Origin of the sequence: Candidatus Reidiella endopervernicosa (genome assembly GCF_013343005.1) — a bacterium.
Classification (GTDB): Bacteria; Pseudomonadota; Gammaproteobacteria.
The window spans coordinates 2,873,320-2,891,061 of record NZ_CP054491.1 but is presented as its reverse complement, the minus strand read 5'-3'; the positions used below and the strand labels follow the sequence as shown (position 1 = coordinate 2,891,061).

General features: G+C 55.8%; 19 protein-coding genes. 14 read left to right on the top strand and 5 right to left on the bottom strand.

The window, feature by feature from the left end; genetic code table 11:
- Complete coding sequence (locus HUE57_RS15660) at nucleotides 1–1,521, bottom strand: fumarate hydratase (protein WP_078482775.1); 1,521 nt, start codon at nucleotides 1,519–1,521, stop codon at nucleotides 1–3.
- A gap of 96 nt (nucleotides 1,522–1,617) precedes the next feature.
- Here HUE57_RS15660 and HUE57_RS15655 point away from each other — a divergent pair, with 96 nt between their 5' ends.
- The 5 genes from HUE57_RS15655 to HUE57_RS15635 are packed head-to-tail and all read left to right on the top strand — an operon-like array spanning nucleotide 1,618 to nucleotide 4,999.
- On the top strand, nucleotides 1,618–2,100 hold the full coding sequence (locus HUE57_RS15655) for a TlpA disulfide reductase family protein (protein ID WP_078482776.1): 483 nt from the start codon (nucleotides 1,618–1,620) through the stop codon (nucleotides 2,098–2,100).
- A complete protein-coding gene (locus HUE57_RS15650; protein WP_236725629.1) occupies nucleotides 2,097–2,639 on the top strand; it encodes a thioredoxin family protein in 543 nt (180 codons plus the stop codon). The genes HUE57_RS15655 and HUE57_RS15650 overlap by 4 nt, the downstream gene beginning before the upstream one ends.
- Entirely contained in the window at nucleotides 2,636–3,970 is a 1,335-nt protein-coding gene (locus HUE57_RS15645; RefSeq protein ID WP_078482777.1) for a TolC family protein, read from the top strand. The genes HUE57_RS15650 and HUE57_RS15645 overlap by 4 nt, the downstream gene beginning before the upstream one ends.
- Nucleotides 3,963–4,733, top strand: a complete 771-nt coding sequence (locus HUE57_RS15640; RefSeq protein ID WP_078482778.1) for an efflux RND transporter periplasmic adaptor subunit — start codon at nucleotides 3,963–3,965, stop codon at nucleotides 4,731–4,733. Before HUE57_RS15645 ends, HUE57_RS15640 begins: the two co-directional genes overlap by 8 nt.
- Nucleotides 4,730–4,999, top strand: a complete 270-nt coding sequence (locus HUE57_RS15635; RefSeq protein ID WP_078482779.1) for an acylphosphatase — start codon at nucleotides 4,730–4,732, stop codon at nucleotides 4,997–4,999. Before HUE57_RS15640 ends, HUE57_RS15635 begins: the two co-directional genes overlap by 4 nt.
- 3 nt (nucleotides 5,000–5,002) lie before the next feature.
- Here HUE57_RS15635 and HUE57_RS15630 read toward each other — a convergent pair whose 3' ends face one another.
- From HUE57_RS15630 to HUE57_RS15615, 4 genes are all read right to left on the bottom strand, one after another.
- The gene (locus HUE57_RS15630; protein WP_078482780.1) at nucleotides 5,003–6,727 is read right to left on the bottom strand and encodes a proline--tRNA ligase; all 1,725 of its coding nucleotides are present in this window, start codon (nucleotides 6,725–6,727) and stop codon (nucleotides 5,003–5,005) included.
- A 116-nt stretch (nucleotides 6,728–6,843) separates the two neighbouring features.
- Nucleotides 6,844–7,122, bottom strand: a complete 279-nt coding sequence (locus HUE57_RS15625) for a DUF4124 domain-containing protein (protein ID WP_078482781.1) — start codon at nucleotides 7,120–7,122, stop codon at nucleotides 6,844–6,846.
- Between the two features lie 2 nt (nucleotides 7,123–7,124).
- Nucleotides 7,125–7,469 carry a phenylpyruvate tautomerase MIF-related protein gene (locus HUE57_RS15620; protein WP_078482782.1) on the bottom strand — a complete coding sequence of 115 codons (345 nt, stop codon included), beginning with the start codon at nucleotides 7,467–7,469 and terminating at the stop codon, nucleotides 7,125–7,127.
- Between the two features lie 13 nt (nucleotides 7,470–7,482).
- Complete coding sequence (locus tag HUE57_RS15615; protein WP_172840136.1) at nucleotides 7,483–7,917, bottom strand: DUF4124 domain-containing protein; 435 nt, start codon at nucleotides 7,915–7,917, stop codon at nucleotides 7,483–7,485.
- Nucleotides 7,918–8,172: 255 nt separating this feature from the next.
- Here HUE57_RS15615 and HUE57_RS15610 point away from each other — a divergent pair, with 255 nt between their 5' ends.
- The 9 genes from HUE57_RS15610 (at nucleotide 8,173) to HUE57_RS15570 (ending at nucleotide 17,718) form a co-directional block, all read left to right on the top strand.
- Nucleotides 8,173–9,870 carry an acetolactate synthase 3 large subunit gene (locus HUE57_RS15610; RefSeq protein ID WP_078482784.1) on the top strand — a complete coding sequence of 566 codons (1,698 nt, stop codon included), beginning with the start codon at nucleotides 8,173–8,175 and terminating at the stop codon, nucleotides 9,868–9,870.
- Nucleotides 9,867–10,361 carry an acetolactate synthase small subunit gene (ilvN, locus tag HUE57_RS15605; RefSeq protein WP_078482785.1) on the top strand — a complete coding sequence of 165 codons (495 nt, stop codon included), beginning with the start codon at nucleotides 9,867–9,869 and terminating at the stop codon, nucleotides 10,359–10,361. The genes HUE57_RS15610 and ilvN overlap by 4 nt, the downstream gene beginning before the upstream one ends.
- 46 nt (nucleotides 10,362–10,407) lie before the next feature.
- Nucleotides 10,408–11,430 (top strand): ketol-acid reductoisomerase, encoded by a 1,023-nt coding sequence (gene ilvC / locus HUE57_RS15600; protein ID WP_078482786.1) that lies wholly within the window; start codon nucleotides 10,408–10,410, stop codon nucleotides 11,428–11,430.
- Nucleotides 11,431–11,634: 204 nt separating this feature from the next.
- Complete coding sequence (pssA, locus tag HUE57_RS15595; RefSeq protein WP_078482788.1) at nucleotides 11,635–12,390, top strand: CDP-diacylglycerol--serine O-phosphatidyltransferase; 756 nt, start codon at nucleotides 11,635–11,637, stop codon at nucleotides 12,388–12,390.
- Between the two features lie 269 nt (nucleotides 12,391–12,659).
- On the top strand, nucleotides 12,660–14,207 hold the full coding sequence (locus tag HUE57_RS15590; protein ID WP_078482789.1) for a 2-isopropylmalate synthase: 1,548 nt from the start codon (nucleotides 12,660–12,662) through the stop codon (nucleotides 14,205–14,207).
- A gap of 6 nt (nucleotides 14,208–14,213) precedes the next feature.
- Nucleotides 14,214–14,921, top strand: coding sequence for a uracil-DNA glycosylase (locus HUE57_RS15585; RefSeq protein ID WP_078482790.1), 708 nt, complete (start codon nucleotides 14,214–14,216; stop codon nucleotides 14,919–14,921).
- Nucleotides 14,918–15,382, top strand: a complete 465-nt coding sequence (rimI, locus tag HUE57_RS15580) for a ribosomal protein S18-alanine N-acetyltransferase (RefSeq protein ID WP_078482791.1) — start codon at nucleotides 14,918–14,920, stop codon at nucleotides 15,380–15,382. Before HUE57_RS15585 ends, rimI begins: the two co-directional genes overlap by 4 nt.
- A 69-nt stretch (nucleotides 15,383–15,451) precedes the next feature.
- On the top strand, nucleotides 15,452–17,035 hold the full coding sequence (locus tag HUE57_RS15575) for a peptide chain release factor 3 (RefSeq protein WP_078482792.1): 1,584 nt from the start codon (nucleotides 15,452–15,454) through the stop codon (nucleotides 17,033–17,035).
- Between the two features lie 77 nt (nucleotides 17,036–17,112).
- The gene (locus HUE57_RS15570) at nucleotides 17,113–17,718 is read left to right on the top strand and encodes a peroxiredoxin (protein WP_078482793.1); all 606 of its coding nucleotides are present in this window, start codon (nucleotides 17,113–17,115) and stop codon (nucleotides 17,716–17,718) included.
- Nucleotides 17,719–17,742 lie beyond the last annotated feature (24 nt).

Sequence of the window (17,742 nt, the reverse complement as noted above, 5' to 3'; positions counted from 1 at the left end):
TTAAGCCGTTACGACGGGAATCTTACCGATCTTCGCCTGCCACTCTGCGGGGCCGCTGTTGTGCACCGAACCGCCATGCGCATCGACCGCTACGGTGACCGGCATATTCTCCACCTCGAACTCGTAGATCGCCTCCATGCCTAGTTCGGGAAAGGCGATGACTCGAGATCCACGAATGGCGCGTGAGATCAGATAGGCGGCACCGCCGGTAGCAATCAGGTAGACGCCGTGGTGCTGCTCAAGACTGTTGATGGTTGCTGCACCACGCTCCGCCTTGCCAATCATGCCGAGCAGGCCGGTGTCGAGCATCTGATCGGAGAACTTGTCCATGCGGGTTGCAGTGGTCGGCCCCGCAGGTCCGACCGGCTCATCACCCACCGCATCGACAGGTCCGACGTAGTAGATGAAGCGGTTGGTAAAGTCGAGCCCCTCGGGCAGCGGTTCACCACGATCGAGCAGATCACAGATGCGTTTGTGGGCCGCATCGCGACCAGTGAGGATCTTGCCGTTGAGCAGTAGCGTTTCGCCCGGCTTCCAATCGTTGGTATCAGTCTGGGTCAGGGTCTCAAGATCGACAACCCGTGCATCGGGACTCGGCTGCCACTCGACTGCAGGCCACGTCTCAGGCTTGGGTGGCTCGAGTAGCACCGGGCCGCGACCATCCATCACCACATGTGCATGGCGGGTGGCGGCGCAGTTGGGGATCAGTGCCACCGGCAGTGAGGCGGCATGGGTTGGGTAGTCGAAGACCTTTACATCGAGCACGGTGGTGAGACCACCGAGTCCCTGTGCGCCGATACCCAGTGCGTTGACCTTGTCGTAGATCTCAAGGCGTAGCTCCTCGGCACGATTCTGTGCGCCACGCTCCTGAAGCTGCTGAATATCGATCGGCTCCATCAGCGCCTCTTTGGCCAGCAGCATCGCCTTTTCGGCCGTACCGCCGATACCGATACCGAGCATACCGGGTGGACACCAGCCTGCACCCAGAGTGGGAACCGTTTTGACCACCCAATCAACCAGGCTGTCACTTGGATTGAGCACCGTAAACTTGGTCTTGTTCTCCGATCCTGCTCCCTTGGCGGCGACGGTGATATCGAGCTTGTCACCCGCAACCACCTCGGTGTGGATCACTGCTGGGGTGTTATCTCGGGTATTGCTGCGTTTGCCGGCAGGATCGCTGACGATCGAGGCGCGTAGCGGGTTTTCTGCGGCGGTGTATGCACGCCGCACCGCCTCGTTGACCATCTCTTCGACGCTCTGGCTTGCCTCCCAGCTCACGCCCATACCGATCTTGAGGAACACTGTGACGATACCAGTATCCTGGCAAATTGGTCGGTGTCCCTCGGCGCACATCTTCGAATTGGTCAGAATCTGCGCGATGGCATCACGGGCTGCAGGCGATTGCTCCTTTTCGTATGCCGTTCCAAGTGCTTCAATAAAGTCAGTAGGGTGGTAAAAAGAGATGAACTGGAGGGCATCGGCAACGGTTGTGATGAAATCATCTTGGCGAATAAGAGTCATGGTAATCCCTGATGTCTTTGGGTAGAGAGGTGTGCGACTATGAATTTCCCTACAGTTTATATCAGATCGGTTTTGTCTCGTAAGGAAGGGTTTGTAATGCGTCGAATTTTGACTCTGATTCTACTCCTTTTTACCCCCTCGCTGTTTGCTGCTGATGCGGCCGATTTTGCGCTGCAGGGTGTCGATGGCAAGATCCACAAGCTCTCTGACTATCGTGGCAAGTGGGTGGTGGTTAACTTCTGGGCAACCTGGTGTCCACCCTGCCTTGAGGAGATTCCAGAGCTGATTGGTTATCACGACAAGCATAAAGATAACGACTCAGTGGTGTTGGGAATCAACTTTGAGCAGATTGACAGTGATCGGCTGGGCAGCTTTGTCGATGACCAATTGATCTCCTATCCAGTGCTGCTGACAAATAACAAACCGGTTAAATCGTTCGAGCCCCTCAAGGGTTTGCCAACCACCTTTGTCGTCTCGCCTGAGGGTAAGGTGGTCGGAAGCTATCTGGGTGGTATTGAGGCACAGATGCTTGAGCAATTTATTGAAGATGAAAAACGCGACAGGGAGGAGCGTTCGTGAAACAGCTACTGGCAGCCATCTCGCTGCTTATCTTTACCGTAACGATTGAGGCTGCATCGGTCGAAACTCGTGATCCGTACGTCCACTTCTTCGATCAGTTCTTTGGTGATCTGCAGGAGGAGCTGGCCAACGCCAAGGAGGAGGGCAAAAAGGGGGTGCTGATCTTCTTTGAGATGGACGAGTGTCCCTTCTGTCATCGCATGAAGCGCACCGTGCTAAATCGCCCCGAGGTGCAGAAGTTCTTCAAGGAGAACATGCTCAGCTTCGCTATCGATATCGAAGGCGATGTGGAGATGGTCGACTTCAAGGGCGAGACGATGTCGCAGAAAGATTTCTCCTTCAAGGTAAACCGGGTGCGTGCCACTCCGGTGATTGCCTTCTATGACCTGCAGGGCGAGCAGGTGGTTCGCTATACAGGCGCTACTTCGGGTCCCGATGAGTTTCTCTGGATGGGTGAATACTTTGTCGATGGCCACTACCAGAAGCAGTCATTCACCCGCTATAAGCGAGAGAAACGTAAGGCGTCGAAGAACAGATGATCCACGCGCCGAGATGCATCGCTGCCGGGATGCTCGGCAGTGCACTACTGCTTGTTGCGACATGGGCCTCGGCTGAATCGGCTGCCGGTTCACTGCCGGAACCGCTCTCACTTAGCGAGGCGTTTGTCGTTGCAGATGCGGAGTCACACCCCCAATTTCAACGTGTCGAGGCCGCCTACCAGCGTGCTGAGGCGGAGCTGCTTGCAGTCGATGCTGCCAACGGTACCCAGCTGAGCCTGCAGGGTAAGGCGCGCTGGATCGAACCCGCGGATCTGGCCGCCGATCAATCCCATAACGACAGCAGCGCGCATCTCTATCTACGTAAACGCCTCTATGACTTTGGCCAGAGCCGTCACGCCGAGGCGGCTGGAGAGGCGCAGCTCACGGGTGAGCGCCTCAACCTACGGCGCGCCGAGGATCAGAAACGGATCGAGGTGATGGAGCGCTTTTTTGATGTGCTGCTGGCCGATGTCCAGAACGGGGTCGATAACGAGGGGATGGCGATCGCCTTTGTCACCCTCGACAAGGCGCGGGATCGTAACGAACTCGGACAGCTCTCTGATATTGAGTTGCTCGAGTATGAGAGTAACTATCAGACCCAGCGTCTGCGAGTTGCCTCAAGCAGTGCCCAGAAGCGCAGCACGCGTGCCCTATTGGCAGCGGCGCTGAATCGTCCCGGTGAACTCTCTTCTGAACTGGTCGAACCGGAGCTGGGTGCGCTTGATCGTAAGCTGCCTGAGTTCGAGACGCTGTTGGCCGCAGCTGTTGAATCCAATCCACGTATGCGTGCCCAGCGAGAGTTGTTGGAGGCCGCACGGCTGCGTGTTGAGGCGGCGCGTCGAGAGGGGCGTCCGCAGCTTAGCGGTGAGCTGGAGAGCAGCATTTACAATCGTGACGGTGGCTCACGCGATCCCTTCCGTGCCGGGTTGGTGCTCGATGTGCCGCTCTTCACGGGTGGGCGGGTAAATGCGGCGGTTGCCAAGGCGCGTGCCTCTCTACACGGCTTGCAGGCCGACTACGCTATTGAACAGCGCGAGATGAATCAGCGGCTGCTGGAGCTGTGGCAGCAGATCGGCTTGCTGCATATCAAGCGCGAAGAGATGGTGGCGCTGGCTGACTATCGTGACCTCTACCTCGATCGGAGCCGGGCGCTCTATGAGCTGGAGGTGAAGACCGATCTTGGTGATGCAATGGTGCGTTTTGCCGAGGCACGTTATCAGCGAACCAAGACCGACTATGAACTGCTGCTAGCGTGGGCGAAGCTCGATGCACTGACCGGCAATCGACCGGGAAGTTACTGGCTGGCTGGAGGAGTAAAGGGTAATGAGTAGGGGAGAATTAATGGCTGCGGTAACTATGAGAACACTTTTCCTGTCGCTACTGCTCTCGATGCCTGCTCAGGCCTGGAGTGCAGAACTGGCAGCCAAGCTCGACTGGTCAAAGCGAGTTGAACTCTCACCGCTCGTCTCGGGTGTGGTGAAAGCGGTGAATGTTGAGCCGGGGCAGCATGTTGATCAGGGCGCGCTTCTATTGCAGTTCGATGATCGTCTCTTTAAGGCACGCAATGCTGAGGCCGAGGCCGCGCTTGAACATGCCAGGTTGCTCTTTCAGGAGGCTGAGCGTGAACAGCAACGTGCCGATGAACTCTACGATCGGACCGTGCTCTCCAATCATGAGTATGAGCAGTCTAAGGTTAACTTCGCAGCAGCTTCCCTTGCGATGCGAAGCGCAGAGCTGCGACTGGTAGAGACAACGCTCGATCTGGAGCGGAGTGCCATCTCCGCCCCCTTTGATGCCTGGGTGGTGGAGCGGTTGGTTGAGCCGGGCGCTTCAATTGTTAGTGAGCTACAGACAGCACCACTGCTGGTGGTTACCTATGCAGGACGGATGCGGGCGGTGACTAAAATCGAATCGAGCCTGGCCAGAAAGATTGAGATCGGCAGCTCGGCAACGGTCGTAGTGGGTAAGCAGCGTTATCGTGCTCGTGTTGCATCGATTGGTGCTGTTGAAGGGGGGCACCAGCTAGATGTCGCCTTTTCACACAGCAACGACCATCTCTATCTAGGTCAAAAGGCGAAGATTATTCTGCCATGACCGTCTGCAAGCGCTGCCGGGTCACTGGACGAGTGCAGGGTGTCTGGTTTCGTGCCACCACCCAGCAGCGTGCTGCACAGCTGGGCCTGGTCGGTTATGCGCGTAATCTGGTCGATGGCACCGTTGAGGTGCTCGCCTGTGGGGAAGAGGGGCAGGTCGATCTATTGAGTGAGTGGCTCTGGCTTGGTTCACCCGGTTCCCAAGTGGATCAGGTGGTGTGTGAGCTGGCAGACGAGATACCCCCCACCACCTTTACCACTCAGTAGTACCTAGTCGGCGCACGCCTCTTTAAGAAACGCGACCAGATCACTCAGTGGAATATCTCTGGAGTCGCTATCGTTGCGACCCTTGTACTCGACCATGCCGCTGTCGAGTCCACGCTCACCCAGTACCACGCGATGTGGGATTCCGATCAGCTCAATGTCGGCGAACATCACGCCGGGGCGAACACCGCGATCATCCAGCACCACATCGAGCCCGGTCTCATTCATCTCGGCATAGAGCTTCTCGATCGCCTCGCGCAGGCGTTGTGATTTCTGCATATTCATCGGCAGCAGAGCGACCTGGAAGGGGGCGATCGGGGTGGGCCAGCTGATGCCGTTATCATCGTGATTCTGTTCAATCGCTGCCGCGACCACGCGTGAGACACCGATGCCGTAACAGCCCATGGTCATCACCTGTTCGCGTCCAGATTCATCGAGCACGGTGGCGTTAAGTGCCTTGCTGTACTTCTCGCCGAGCTGAAAGATGTGGCCGACTTCAATACCACGTTTGATGGTCAACGTACCCTTGCCGTCGGGGCTGGCATCTCCCTCGACAACGTTGCGTAGATCGGCAATCTGCGCCATCGGTAGATCACGCTCCCAGTTCACACCGCTAAGGTGTTTTCCGTCTTCGTTGGCACCACAAATAAAATCGGCCAGCTGTGCGGCATCGCGATCGACGATGGTCGGAATGCCGACATCAAGCGGTCCGATTGAGCCGGCGCTACAGCCGACTGCAGCACGAATCTCCTCATCGGATGCCATGGTCAGAGGGGCAAAGACCTGCGACAGATTCTCAGCCTTGATCTCGTTGAGTTCATGATCGCCACGCAATACCAGTGCTACCACGCCCTCAAGCTCACCCTCTTCAGTGGCACCGTGCACCAATAACGTCTTGAGGGTCTGGTCGGTTGCGACCTTGAGGAAGTTAGAAACCTCCTCGATCGTTTTCTGCTCGGGGGTCTCGACCACCGCCATCTCGGCAGAGGGCGCGGGGCGCTCACCCTGTGGCTGCAGTGCCTCGGCCTTCTCGATGTTGGCGGCGTAGTCGCTCTCGGTAGAGAAGGCGATGGCATCCTCGCCCGAGTCGGCCAACACGTGGAACTCGTGTGAGCCACTGCCACCGATGGCGCCGGTATCGGCCAGCACTGGCCGGAAGTTGAGTCCGAGACGGGTGAAGATGCGCGAGTAAGCGTCGTGCATTACCTGATAGGTCTCCTTGAGCGAGGCGTCATCGACATGGAAGGAGTAGGCATCCTTCATCAGGAACTCTCGTGCACGCATCACACCAAAGCGGGGGCGACGCTCGTCGCGGAATTTGGTCTGGATCTGGTAGTAGGTCATCGGCAGCTGTTTGTAACTGCGCAGCTCGTTACGCGCCAGGTCGGTAATGATCTCTTCGTGTGTCGGTCCGAAGCAGAAGTCGCGGTTGTGGCGATCACTCAGACGCAGCATCTCGGGGCCCATCGCATCCCAGCGTCCCGATTCCTGCCACAGCTCAGCGGGTTGCACCGCCGGCATCAGTAGTTCAACTCCACCGGCGCGGTTCATCTCCTCGCGCACAATGTTCTCCACCTTGCGCAGTACCTTAAGACCTAACGGCATCCAGGTATAGAGACCGGAGGCGAGTCTGCGAATCATGCCGGAGCGCAGCATCAGCTGGTGACTGATCACCTCGGCGTTGGCAGGGGTCTCTTTGAGCGTGGAGAGTGGGAATTGTGATAGACGCATGGGCGGCCTCGGTTCGTTATATGAATTTCAGCGCGCCATTCTATCTGTTGGCGTTAGGGGGGTACAGCGGCGAACTCATGGGTAGATACCCGCAGCGGCGCGGGAGAGGCCAGGAGCTACTCCTCGTCCTGCTTGAGTGCTGGCACGACGTTGGTGTCATGGGTAATCGGCATCGTTGTGTAGGCAGTACCGTCGCTGGGAGGCCGGTCGGTGTATTGCCAGCGTCCCGTGGCATCCTGCCATTTGTAGAGAGTGGTCTCTGCGGGGGCGACAATTGAGGCGCCGGGAATATCGCGAACCTGATCCTGCACCTGGTCGCGCAGCTCGGGTTTTAGATAGAGGCTGAGGGCGAAGCCACCCAGCAGGATAAGGATAAGAATCAGAAGGCTCTTCATGGTTAGAAGGTAGCACTGTTCCAGCCAAACATATGACGCTCGGGTGAAGCGAACTCGATATAGATCCGGTCGGTGGCGATCTCAAACTCACTGGCGATCAGTGCGCAGAGCCCCTCGGAAAATTCAGCGCTCCTCTCTTCGGGTAGTCCAAGGCTCTTCAGTTCGAGAAAGGCGACTGGGTCGTCACTGCCGTCGAAGAGCATAGAGGTGCCGTCTTGAAGTGCCATCATCACGTAGCGCTCTGGTTTTCCCAGCAGTTCGGCAATGTGTGCGGAGATACGTTTCATCGTATCGGCGCGGCTAGTGGGGATCAGTTCAACGTTGGTCTGGATCTTTAGGTAGGGCATTGCGGTACCTGTCTTAGTTGCAGTTCTCTTTTATCTGTTTGCGAGCCTCTTCCATGCGCTGCTGACGCTGCTCTTCGGGCATCATGTAGACGTTGCCATCATTGTCGCGCATGCGACGTCCCGGATTGTCGGCTAGCTTCTGTAGGTTTTCCTTGGCGCGCTTGCAGTTCTCCTGCCGAATTGCCTGATTCTCCGCGCTTATCGGTTTTGGTTCTGTCTGGCTCTTATCCTTTTTGAAGGCATCCCAGTACGACTCACGCTGCTTCTTCGCCTCGGCGTCATCGGGTGGTTTGATACCGCGTGGTTTCACCGTTTCGGCGGGCTGGCTCATAGGGGGCTGTTGGGTGAAGTGAGTGATGCCCTGATCGTCGACCCATTTGTAGATATCAGCACCGACAATTGGTGGCGCTAGTATTAGCAATGATGTTAGTAAAATGGTTATTCGCACCGGGTTTCTCCCGCAAGCCTTCTTGTTATTACCGATACTCTATTAGCAGAGGTTATCGGCTGTCTATATCGGCAATCGAACATGGCTCTGATGGGTATAGCGTAAAAACCCTCTGAATGCCCTGAAAATAGGGCAATCTCTTGACCTGTAGGGCGAATATCAGTAGCTTTCTAAGATTGTGTCCGAAAAAGCCTGTCTGGCCGGATTGGACCTCCGAATTATCCATCCAGACCACCTCAGCGGGAGATCATTGCAGTGGAAATGACTGGTGCCGAGATCATCGTGCGCTTTTTGAAGGATGAAGGGGTTGAACACCTCTTCGGCTACCCTGGCGGGGCGGTCCTTCATATATATGATGAGATCTACAAGCAGAGTGACGTTCAGCACATCCTGACACGTCATGAACAGGCGGCAACACACGCTGCCGATGGTTATGCACGTTCGACCGGTAAGCCGGGCGTGGTGCTGGTAACTTCGGGGCCGGGTGCGACCAATGCCGTGACCGGTATTGCTACCGCCTATCTCGACTCGATTCCGATGGTGGTGATCACCGGTCAGGTGCCGACTAGCCTGATCGGTAATGACGCCTTCCAGGAGGTCGACGCCGTTGGTATCACTCGTCCCTGCGTGAAGCACAACTTCCTGGTCAAGGATGTTAAAGATCTGGCGACCACGCTGAAGAAGGCGTTCTACATTGCTACCACCGGTCGTCCCGGTCCGGTCGTGGTCGACATCCCCAAGGATGTCACCGCCGAGAAGACCAAGTACACCTATCCGAAACGCGTCTCGATGCGCTCCTACAATCCGGTGGTAAAGGGTCACAAGGGACAGATCAAACGCGCCACTGAGATGATGCTGAAGGCAAAGCGTCCGATGCTCTATACCGGTGGTGGTGTCATTCTCGATGACGCTGCCAAACCGCTGACCGATCTTGCCAAGCTGCTCAATGCGCCCGTTACCAACACCTCGATGGGACTGGGTGGCTACCCTGCGACCGATCGACAGTTTGTCGGCATGCTCGGTATGCACGGTACTGTTGAGGCCAATATGGCGGTTTCGCACTGTGATCTGCTGATCGCCATCGGTGCCCGTTTTGATGATCGCGTGACAGGCAATATCGCCAAGTTCGCACCGCGTGCCAAGATCGTACACGTTGATATCGACCCCGCTTCGATCTCCAAGAACGTTAAGGTCGATGTGCCGATTGTCGGTGGTGTGCGTAACGTAGTGCGCGACATGATCAAGCTGCTCAAAGAGAGCGATACCGAACAGGATAAAGACGCGCTTACCAAATGGTGGGAGCAGATCGAACAGTGGCGCGCTAAAGATTGCCTCAGCTACAAGCAGACCAAGACCGGCAAGATCAAACCGCAGTTTGTGGTCGACAAGCTCTATGAAGTGACCAAGGGCGATGCCTATGTCACCTCTGATGTTGGTCAGCACCAGATGTGGGCGGCACAGTTCTACAAATTTGATAAGCCGCGCCGCTGGATCAACTCCGGTGGTCTCGGCACGATGGGCTTCGGTCTGCCGGCAGCGATGGGTGTTCAGGCCGCACATCCGAAGGCGAAGGTCGCCTGTATCACCGGCGATGGCAGTATCCAGATGAATATCCAGGATCTTGCCACCTGTTTACAGTACAACCTGCCGGTGAAGATCCTCTGTCTCAATAACGGTTACCTCGGCATGGTGCGCCAGTGGCAGGAGTTCTTCTATGACGAGCGCTACTCCGAGGTGACGATGGAGGTGCAGCCCGATTTTGTTAAGTTGGCTGAGGCCTACGGTCACGTTGGCATGCAGATCGAGAAGCCGGGCGATGTTGAGGAGTCGATCAGAGAGGCCTTCAAGTTGAAGGATCGTTTGGTATTTATGAATTTTGTCACCGACCCGAGCGAGAATGTCTTCCCCATGGTGCCTGCGGGTGCTGGTCTGGAGGAGATGATCCTGATATGAGACACATAATTTCTATTTTGATGGAAAACGAGGCGGGTGCTCTGTCGCGTGTGGCGGGGCTCTTCTCGGCGCGTGGTTATAACATCGAATCGCTGACGGTCGCGGTGACCGAGGATCCTTCACTGTCGCGCATGACCCTGGTTACTCGCGGCTCTGAGGAGATCATCGAACAGATCACCAAACAGCTCAACAAGCTGATCGATGTGGTTAAACTGCTTGATCTGACCGAGGGCAGTCATATTGAGCGCGAGATGATGATGGTCAAGGTGAAGGCCTCAACCATGGGGCAGCGTGATGAGGTGAAACGCCTCTCCGATATCTTCCGCGGCAACATCATTGATGTCACCGACAAGAGCTTTACCATTGAGCTGACCGGCCATGCCGACAAGCTTGAGGCGTTTCTGGGTGCGCTGAAAAAAGATGACATCCTCGAGACGGTCCGTTCCGGTGTGACCGGTATCGGGCGCGGTGACAAGGCACTCCAGATTTAGAACAACTTATTCTTAATTAACTTTGAACGTTTGAAGGACAACAACCATGGCACTTAACAGATACTACGACAAAGACTGCGACCTCTCGATCATCCAGGGGATGAAGGTCACCATCCTTGGCTACGGCTCACAGGGCCACGCACACGCCAACAACCTGAAGGATTCCGGCGTTGAGGTCACCATCGGTCTGCGTGCCGGTTCAACCTCTGCGAAGAAGGCAGAAGGCGCAGGTCTGACCGTCAAGGAGACCTCTGAGGCGGTTAAGGGTGCCGATCTGGTTATGGTCCTGACCCCCGATGAGTTCCAGTCGCAGCTCTACAAGAGCGACATCGAGCCCAACATCAAGCAGGGTGCAGTACTCGCCTTTGCTCACGGTTTTGCCATCCACTACAACCAGGTCACACCACGTGCTGATCTTGATGTCATCATGGTTGCTCCGAAGGCGCCAGGTCACACCGTACGCTCTGAGTTTGTAAAGGGCGGCGGTATTCCCGATCTGATCGCAGTCCATCAGGACGCTTCAGGTAAGGCTAAGAATATTGCGCTCTCCTATGCCAGTGGTGTGGGTGGCGGACGTACCGGTATTCTCGAGACCTCATTCAAGGATGAGACCGAGACCGATCTGTTTGGTGAGCAGGCGGTTCTATGTGGTGGTGCCGTTGAACTGGTCAAGGCCGGTTTTGAGACCCTGGTTGAGGGCGGTTACGAGCCTGAGATGGCCTACTTCGAGTGTCTGCACGAGCTGAAGCTGATCGTTGACCTGATGTACGAAGGTGGCATCGCCAACATGAACTACTCAATCTCCAATAACGCTGAATACGGCGAGTATGTCACCGGCAACAAGGTGATCAACGAAGAGTCGCGCTGGGCAATGAAAGAGGCTCTGGAGAACATCCAGAATGGTGAGTACGCCAAGAAGTTTATCCTTGAGGGACTGACCAACTACCCAGAGATGACCGCATGGCGTCGTAACAATGCGGCACACCCGATCGAAACGGTCGGTGCTGAACTGCGTGCCAAAATGCCCTGGATAACCGCCAATCAGCTGGTCGATAAAGACAAGAACTAATCTTTAGTTTCGAGCGGTAAACAAAGGGTCGGATACCTCGGGTGTCCGGCCCTTTTATGTTGCACCCGAAACACCTGTCCATGCATAGGCGTGGTGAAGCTTGTGTCTGATCGAGTGTCAGCTAAATCGGGTTAGTGCTGGTTGTGCCTCTTGCACTAGAATAGGCAGACTCTAAACAACGAATAGCGATAAGGTCTGGGATCTATGACAGAGAAGCGCCGCCGCGGAATCTATCTGCTGCCCAATCTATTTACCACCGCCGGTCTGTTTGCCGGTTTCTATGCCATCCTGGTTGCAATGGATGGCCGCTTTGAGGCCGCAGCAGTCGCGATCTTTATCGCCATGATCATGGATGGTCTCGATGGGCGTGTCGCACGCATGACCAATACCCAAAGTGATTTCGGCATGGAGTACGACAGCCTGGCCGATATGGTCTCCTTCGGTCTCGCACCCTCGCTGGTGGTCTATCAGTGGGCGCTTGCTGATCTGGTTCAGAATGGCTGGGGCTGGGGGAAGGTCGCCTGGGCGGCTGCCTTTATCTATACGGCGGGTGGTGCGCTGCGACTGGCTCGTTTTAATACCCAGGCGGAGTCGACAGATAAACGTTACTTTCAGGGTTTGCCGAGTCCTGCTGCCGCTGCACTGATGGCGGGTATGGTCTGGGTCGGTACGGAATTGGGTATCGATGGTGCCGAGTGGTGGCTGCCTGCGCTGCTGCTCACCGTATCGGCGGGTCTGCTGATGGTGAGCAATGTTCGCTACCACAGCTTCAAGGATCTCGATCTGCGCAACCGTGTGCCTTTTGTTGCGATGCTGGTGTTGGTGCTGGCCTTTGTATTGACCTCGATCGATCCACCCAAGGTTCTGTTTGGGGTGTTCCTGCTCTATGCCGTTTCCGGTCCTGTGTTGACCCTGGTGAACCTGCGCAAGATGCGTGCGGCACGCAGAGGTAATGGTTAGGGGTTGGCAAAGCCGTTTTAGATCTCTATATTGGAAACCATGCAACAGACCGTACACAACAACGTATCTGCAATCTGCCGTCCCGGCAGTGGTGTTGTGTCTGTCTATCTCCTGCTATCCCTGTCGCTGCTACTGCCCTAGGGCAGACACTAACTCTTCGATCAGGCCGTTTCGGCCACCCAGACAAATTATTTTCGGCAAACTGAGCCGGAAAATTTCTATATTTTTCTTGCGTCCAGTAAACTGGCGCGAACTTTTGGAGCGGGAAGATGAGCGACAAATTAATCATATTTGATACTACCTTACGCGATGGCGAGCAGAGCCCTGGCGCCTCAATGACCAAAGATGAAAAGGTGCGTATTGCCAAGGCGCTGGAGCGCATGAAGGTCGATGTGATCGAGGCGGGTTTCCCGATCGCAAGCCCCGGTGATTTCGATGCGGTTCAGGCAGTCGCACGAAGCGTCAAGGATAGTACGATCTGTGGCCTGGCGCGTGCGCTTGATCGCGATATCGATCGTGCTGGTGAGGCGTTAAAAGAGGCCAACTCAAGCCGTATCCACACCTTTATTGCCACTTCACCGATCCATATGCAGATGAAATTGCGTATGTCACCCGATGAGGTGGTGGCGCAGGCGGTAAGCGCGGTAAAACGTGCACGTCAGTTTACTGACGATGTTGAGTTCTCTGCCGAAGATGCGGGGCGTTCCGAGATCGATTTCCTCTGCCGTATTTTTGAAGCGGTGATTGAGGCGGGTGCAACCACTCTTAATGTGCCCGATACGGTCGGTTACAACCTTCCTGAGCAGTTCGGCACCACCATCCACCAGCTGCGCGAAAAGATGCCCAACGCGGATAAGGCGATCTTCTCCGTTCACTGCCACAATGACCTTGGGCTTGCGGTGGCCAACTCGCTCTCAGCTGTAGTCAACGGTGCACGTCAGGTGGAGTGCACCATCAACGGTCTCGGAGAGCGTGCCGGTAACGCCTCGCTCGAAGAGGTGGTGATGGCGGTGAAGACCCGTAAGGATCTCTTCAGCTGCACAACTGATATCGATACCAGCCATATCGTGCCGACCTCTCGTCTCGTCTCGGGTATTACCGGTTTTGCGGTGCAGCCCAACAAGGCGATCGTTGGTGCTAACGCCTTCGCGCATGAATCGGGCATCCACCAGGATGGCGTACTCAAGCATCGCGAGACATACGAAATCATGCGAGCCGAGGATGTTGGTTGGAGTGCCAATCGTATGGTGCTCGGTAAACACTCGGGTCGAAACGCCTTCAAAACACGTCTCACCGAACTCGGAATCGATTTCGATTCAGACGAGGCACTCAATGAGGCGTTTTCACGTTTCAAGGAGTTGGCCGATAAAAAGCACGAGATCTATGACGAGGATCTTCAGGCCCTGGTGACCGAGGCGAATCTCGACAGTATCGTTAACGAGCGTTTTAAACTCGCCTCACTCAAGGTCTGCTCTGAAACGGGTGAGACGCCTGAGGCGTGCATTACCCTCTCTGTCGACGGTGAGGAGCACAAGCTCTGCGCGCAGGGTTCCGGTCCGGTCGATGCAACCTTCAAGGCGATTGAAAGCATTGCGCAGAGCGGTACCGAGCTGCAGCTCTACTCGGTCAACAACATCACCAGCGGCACTGACTCGCAGGGTGAGGTCACGGTCCGTCTGGAGAAGGGTGGGCGTATCGTTAATGGTCAGGGGGCCGATACCGATATCGTGATTGCCTCGGCCAAGGCCTATCTCAACGGTTTGAACAAGATCCTGCTGCCTGAGGATCGTGCTCACCCACAGGCGGCGGACGTTTAACCAACGATGGGAAGTCTCTCTCCACGCAGGGACCGCTATCTGGATGCAATGGGCATCCAGCGCTGGCGGTTGCGTGGCAGAGAGGTTGAACAGCCCGATAGCATTGTAGAAGATCCGGCCGCTACTGATTCGGCTCTGCCCACTGAAGTAGCAACTGACTGGCAAGGGCTGCAGCAGCAGGTTGCAGGCTGCAGGGCCTGCGGCGAGCTGGTTTCCAACCGAACTCAAACTGTTTTTGGTGTAGGCAATGCCGATGCCGACTGGATGGTGATCGGTGAGGCACCGGGTGCCGATGAGGATCGTCAGGGGGAGCCCTTTGTCGGTGTTGCCGGGCAGCTTCTAAATGCGATGCTGGCGGCGATCAATCTACCGCGTGAATCGATCTATATTGCCAATACTCTCAAGTGTCGTCCACCGGGTAACCGTAATCCCACCACCGAAGAGGCGCAGCAGTGTCGTCCCTATCTCGATCGTCAGATTGAACTCGTGGCACCCAGACTGATCCTCGCCGTTGGTCGAATCGCCGTACACAATCTGCTTGGAACAGAGGAGTCTATCTCCAAGCTGCGTGGTCGTGTGCATCGATTGGGTGATCAACAAATTCCCGTTATCGTTACCTACCACCCTGCCTATCTGCTACGAAATCCGATCGACAAGCGCAAGGCGTGGGAGGATCTCAAACTCGCGGTGCGTGTTATGCAGGGTGGAGAGTGAGTGCCGTAGTCGATAATCCTGCAATGGGTATGCGCCTAATGCAGCTCGACGATATCGAGGCGGTCTTTGCTATCGAGATACGTGCCCACTCACACCCCTGGACCGAGGGCATACTGCGAGACTGTCTGCGCGTTGGCTACGGCTGCTGGGTCTATGAAGAGGCAGGGGAGATTCTCGGCTTTGCGATCTTCTCCTTTGCAGCCGGTGAAGCGCATCTACTCAATCTCTGTGTGAAACCAGAGCATCAGGGTGAGGGCTTGGGGCGCAAAATCATCAACCATATGCTAACCGTGGTGCGCCGTTTAGATGTCGATACCATTCTGCTTGAGGTGCGCGAGTCGAACGCCGCCGCTATCCACCTATACGACTCACTCGGTTTTAACGAGATCGGCCAGCGTCGCAACTACTATCCTGCTGGGGATGGGAAAGAGGATGCGCTGGTATTGGTCAAGGTTTTATAGCGTCTTCGCCGAACCTCAGCCGTCAGAGACGTGATAAAATGCCACGTTTTTAGCGGAAGATAAGCTGCCATGCCCCCCGAGATTGCTGAACAGGCGAAGAAACGTCGCACCTTCGCCATCATCTCCCACCCCGATGCCGGTAAAACCACGCTCACCGAGAAGCTGCTGCTCTTTGGTGGTGCAATTCAGCTTGCTGGAACCGTTAAGGGGCGCAAGGCGGCACGTCACGCCACCTCCGACTGGATGAAGCTGGAGCAGGAGCGTGGCATCTCGGTCAGTTCATCGGTGATGCAGTTCCCCTATCGCGAACACACCATCAACCTGCTCGATACCCCCGGTCATGAGGACTTCTCCGAGGATACCTACCGTACCCTCACGGCGGTCGATTCGGCGTTGATGGTGATCGATGTCGCCAAGGGTGTTGAGGATCGCACTATCAAGCTGATGGAGGTCTGTCGCCTGCGTACCACGCCTATCATCACCTTTATCAACAAACTCGACCGCGAGGGCAAGGAGCCTATTGAACTGATGGATGAGGTGGAGGATGTGCTCAAGATCCAGTGCGCGCCGCTTACCTGGCCGATTGGCATGGGCAAGAATTTCAAAGGTGTTTACGATCTCTATAACGATCGTATCACCATCATGAGTGCCACCCATGGAGGTAAGAAGCTCGATGGTGAGGTGATTGAGGGACTGGATAATCCGCGCCTCGATGAACTCTTCGGTACCTTGATCGAGGAGTTCCGAGAAGAGGTAGAGCTGGTACGTGGCGCGAGCCACGAGTTCGATCTCGAGGCCTATCTCCGTGGTGACCTGACTCCGGTGTTGTTCGGCTCGGCGATCAATAACTTCGGTGTGCAGGAGATCCTCGACGCACTGGTCGATAATGCACCTGCGCCACTGGCGCGTCCGACAGCTGATCGTGAAGTAGCGCCCGATGAGGAGAAGTTCAGCGGCTTTGTCTTCAAGATCCAGGCGAATATGGATCCGCAGCATCGCGACCGTGTCGCCTTCATGCGTGTCTGCTCCGGTCACTTTATCCCCGGTATGAAGATGAAACAGGTGCGTCTGGGGCGTGATGTGAAAATCCCCAACGCCATCACCTTCCTGGCTCAGGAACGTGGTCACGTCGAAGAGGCGTGGCCTGGAGACATCATTGGCCTGCACAACCACGGTACCATTCAGATTGGCGATACCTTTACCCTGGGCGAGGATCTCAAGTTCACTGGTATCCCTCACTTTGCACCGGAGCTATTCCGTCGTGCGGTGCTCAAGGATCCACTGAAAAACAAACAGCTGATCAAAGGGCTGCAGCAGCTCTCAGAGGAGGGGGCGACTCAGCTCTTCCGCCCGATGCGCAATAACGACCTGATCCTCGGTGCCGTGGGTGTGCTGCAGTTCGATGTGGTGGCGCAGCGGCTCAAGGATGAGTACAAGGTCGAGGCGATTTTTGAAAATATTCAGGTCGCCACCGCACGCTGGGTTGAGTGCGATGACGAGAAGATGCTCGATGAGTTTAAGAAGAAGGCGCAGGACAACCTTGCCATCGACGGTGCGGGTGACCTGACCTATATCGCCCCGACCCGCGTCAATCTGCAGCTCACCGAGGAGCGCTGGCCCGATATCCGCTTCCGTTCGACACGCGAGCATTGACCCGAAAAACGATAAGGCATACTATTGCGCTCTGTTTCTAGACAGAGTCTAAAATTAACCAATTTGGAGGAATTACCATGGGTGTACTGGTAGGCCGCGAGGCTCCCGATTTTACTGCGAATGCTGTACTGGGTAATGGCGAGATCGTTCCCAACTTCAACCTGAAAGAGTCCATCAAGGGCAAGTACGCGGTTGTCTTCTTCTACCCGCTCGACTTCACCTTCGTATGTCCTTCAGAGCTGATCGCTTTCGATCACCGCCTCGAGGAGTTCAAGTCTCGCAACGTTGAAGTAATCGGTGTCTCAATCGATTCACACTTCACCCACAACGCATGGCGCAACACCGCCATCAATGATGGTGGTATCGGTGCGGTTAAGTACCCTCTGGTTGCTGATATCAACCACAGCATCTGCCAGGACTATGACGTTGAGCATCCTGCTGCTGGCGTTGCATTCCGCGCTTCATTCCTGATTGACACCGCTGGTAATGTTCGCCACCAGGTTGTTAACGATCTTCCTCTGGGCCGTAACATCGATGAGATGCTGCGCATGATCGATGCGCTGCAGTTCACCGAAGAGCACGGTGAGGTTTGTCCAGCGGGTTGGAACAAGGGCGACGCCGGTATGAAGGCGACCCCTGATGGCGTTGCTGAGTACCTGGCTGATAACGCCGACAAGCTCTAAGTCTTAACGAGCCTGTAAAAAGGC